The sequence below is a fragment of the Streptomyces sp. SID1328 genome (assembly GCF_009865595.1).
GTDB lineage: Bacteria > Actinomycetota > Actinomycetes > Streptomycetales > Streptomycetaceae > Streptomyces > Streptomyces griseoluteus.
The window spans coordinates 1-2925 of record NZ_WWKH01000367.1 but is presented as its reverse complement, the minus strand read 5'-3'; the positions used below and the strand labels follow the sequence as shown (position 1 = coordinate 2925).

Below are 2925 nucleotides of genomic sequence, written 5' to 3'. Positions count from 1 at the left end.
CTCGATGAGGACCACGGCGGGCCCGGCGGCCTCCAGCGCGGCCCGCACCGCCCGCGCGGAGCCCGGCCCGTGGTGCCGGACGCCCAGCAGCAGCGGGCCCGCCTCGAACGCCCCGGCCGGGGGCGGGGCCTCGCTCACGCGCTCACCTCCCGGCAGGCCCGGTAGAAGTCCGTCCACCCGTCGCGCTCGCGCACGACCGTCTCCAGGTACTCCTGCCAGACGACCCGGTCGGCGGCCGGGTCGCGCACCACGGCACCGAGGATGCCCGCGGCCACGTCCCCGGCACGCAGCACGCCGTCGCCGAAGTGGGCCGCCAGAGCGAGGCCGTTGGTGACGACGGAGATCGCCTCCGCCGTGGACAGAGTGCCGCTCGGCGACTTCAGCCTGGTACGGCCGTCGGTGGTCACCCCGTCACGCAGCTCGCGGAAGACGGTGACGACACGGCGGATCTCGTCCAGCCCCTCGGGCGCCTGGGGCAGGTCGAGCGAGCGGCCCATCTGGTCGACCCGGCGGCTGACGATGTCGACCTCGGCATCGGCGCTCTCCGGCAGCGGCAGCACTACGGTGTTGAAGCGGCGGCGCAGAGCACTGGAGAGGTCGTTGACGCCCCGGTCGCGGTCGTTGGCGGTGGCGATGAGGTTGAAGCCGCGCACGGCCTGCACCTCCTCGCCCAGCTCCGGGACCGGCAGGGTCTTCTCGGACAGGATCGTGATCAGCGTGTCCTGCACGTCGGCCGGTATCCGGGTCAGTTCCTCGACCCGTGCCGTCATCCCCTCGGCCATGGCCCGCATGACGGGGCTGGGCACCAGGGCGTCCCGGCTCGGGCCGTGGGCGAGCAGGCGGGCGTAGTTCCAGCCGTACCGGATCGCCTCCTCCGGGGTGCCGGCGGTGCCCTGCACCAGCAGGGTGGAGTCGCCGCTGACGGCGGCCGCGAGGTGCTCGGACACCCAGGTCTTGGCCGTGCCGGGCACGCCGAGCAGGAGCAGGGCGCGGTCGGTGGCCAGTGTGGTGACGGCGACCTCGACGATCCGGCGCGGACCCACGTACTTCGGTGTGATCACGGTGCCGTCGGCCAGCGTGCCGCCGAGCAGATACGTGGCGACCGCCCACGGCGACAGCTTCCAGCGCTCCGGGCGCGGCCGGTCGTCCTGCGCGGCGAGCGCGGTGAGTTCGGCGGCGAAGGCGTCTTCGGCGTGCGGTCGCAACGCCTGCGGCGCCTGGCTCGGGATCGGTTCGACGCTCGTGGGTTCCATGGACACAGTCATGGCTGAGGCCCCCTCCAGCTCGGCCGTGGGTCAACTGGCATCCACCATGCAGCACCCCACTGACAATCGCTCTGACCTGCGTGAACGCGCGCACATGACCGATTGTCAGTGGGGCGTTCTAACGTCGTTGGCATGACTCAGCAGGGGGTGCGCCGGACCGCGGAGCAGGTGCTGGACCTGGCGCCTGACGTGTCGTCGCGCAAAGCGGGAAGCAAACTGGGTGTGGCGGGGCCGTGGTCCGGTGCGGGCAGCGGCCGGGAGGGGGCGGTGTGGGGACTGTGCAAAGGCAGCGGCAGCAAGCCCTACCAGACGGTGGTGGACCTGTCGGACCCCGCCGGGCCCGCGTACAAGTGCAGTTGTCCGAGCCGTAAGTTCCCGTGCAAACACGCGCTGGGGCTGCTGCTGCTCTGGGCCGGGGACGAGGGCGCGGTGCCCGAGTCGGAGGCGGCGCCGGACTGGGCCGAGCAGTGGCTCGCGGGCCGGCGCGGGCGGGCGGAGAGCAAGAAGACGCAGCCCGCTGCGGGTTCGGCGGCCGATCCCGAGGCCGCGCGGAAGCGCGCTGAGCGCCGGGACCAGCGGGTCACCGCGGGCGCGACCGAGCTGGAGCGCCGCCTCGCCGACCTGCTCCGCGACGGCCTGGCCTCGGCCGAGCGCGCGGGGTACGGGCTGTGGGAGGAGACGGCGGCCCGCATGGTCGACGCCCAGGCTCCGGGACTCGCCTCACGCGTCCGGGAGTTGGGGGCCATACCGGCATCCGGTACGGGCTGGCCGGCCCGGCTGCTGGAGGAGTGCGCCCTGCTCCATCTGCTCGACCAGGGCTGGCTGCACCGCGACCGCCTCCCGGACGCCCTCGCGGCCACCGTCCGCACCCGCCTCGGCCTGCCCACCTCGGCGGACGGGCCACCGGTGCGCGACCACTGGCAGGTGCTGGCGCAGTACGACACGGCCGACGCCAAGCTGACGACCCGCCGCATCTGGCTGCACGGCGCGGACTCGGGCCGCACCCGCCTGCTCCTCTCCTTCGGCGCGGCGGGCCGGGCGCCCGAACTCTCGCTGCCGGTCGGGCTGTCGCTGGACGCGGACCTGTCCGACTACCCCGGTGCGGGCCAGATCCGGGCCACCCTGGGCGAACGGCACGCCCCGGCGGCACCCGCCGCCTCCCGCCCGCCCGGCACCACGGCCGCCCGGGCCCTCACCTCCTACGGCGAGGCCCTCCGCGAGGACCCCTGGCTGGACTCCGTCCCGGTCACCCTGGACGCGGTCATACCCGTGCCGGAGGACACCTCCGGCTCCTGGCACCTGGCCGACGCCGCGTCGGACACCGCCCTGCCGCTCACCCCGTCGTTCCTGGCCCGTCCGGGGCTGTGGCGGCTGGTCGCGCTGGCCGGAGGCGCTCCGCTCACGGTCTTCGGCGAGTGCGGCCACCGAGGCTTCACGCCCCTGACGGCGTGGGCGGAAGGGACGGCCGCGCCGGTGAGCCTGTGCTGAACACCCCGCCCGCGTCCACGACCCGCCCGGAAGGGAACCCCATGACCACGGCGCCCACCTGGGACGACCTCCTCACCACCGCCCTCCTGGGCACCGACCGCCGCGCCCTCCCGGTCGACCCCGGCGGCCGGGAGGCACCGGCTGCCCTGCTGGACGCCGCCGCCGTGGCGGC

The 2925-nt window shown here is 74.8% G+C and carries 2 protein-coding genes; one reads left to right on the top strand and one right to left on the bottom strand.

Features of this window, described 5'->3' with window-relative positions:
* Nucleotides 1–134: 134 nt before the first annotated feature.
* Nucleotides 135–1265: an AAA family ATPase gene (locus tag GT030_RS11010; RefSeq protein ID WP_161200942.1), complete on the bottom strand. Its 1131-nt coding sequence runs from the start codon at nucleotides 1263–1265 to the stop codon at nucleotides 135–137.
* Between the two features lie 132 nt (nucleotides 1266–1397).
* On the opposite strand from GT030_RS11010, the gene GT030_RS11005 reads away from it, so the two are divergent.
* A complete protein-coding gene (locus GT030_RS11005) occupies nucleotides 1398–2753 on the top strand; it encodes an SWIM zinc finger family protein (RefSeq protein ID WP_161200941.1) in 1356 nt (451 codons plus the stop codon).
* Nucleotides 2754–2925 lie beyond the last annotated feature (172 nt).

Bases quoted from the DNA above. Each gene is read 5' to 3' on its own strand.
- GT030_RS11005 (WP_161200941.1), top strand. From the start codon at position 1,398: ATGACTCAGCAGGGGGTGCGCCGGACCGCGGAGCAGGTGCTGGACCTG.
- GT030_RS11010 (WP_161200942.1), bottom strand. From the start codon at position 1,265: ATGACTGTGTCCATGGAACCCACGAGCGTCGAACCGATCCCGAGCCAG.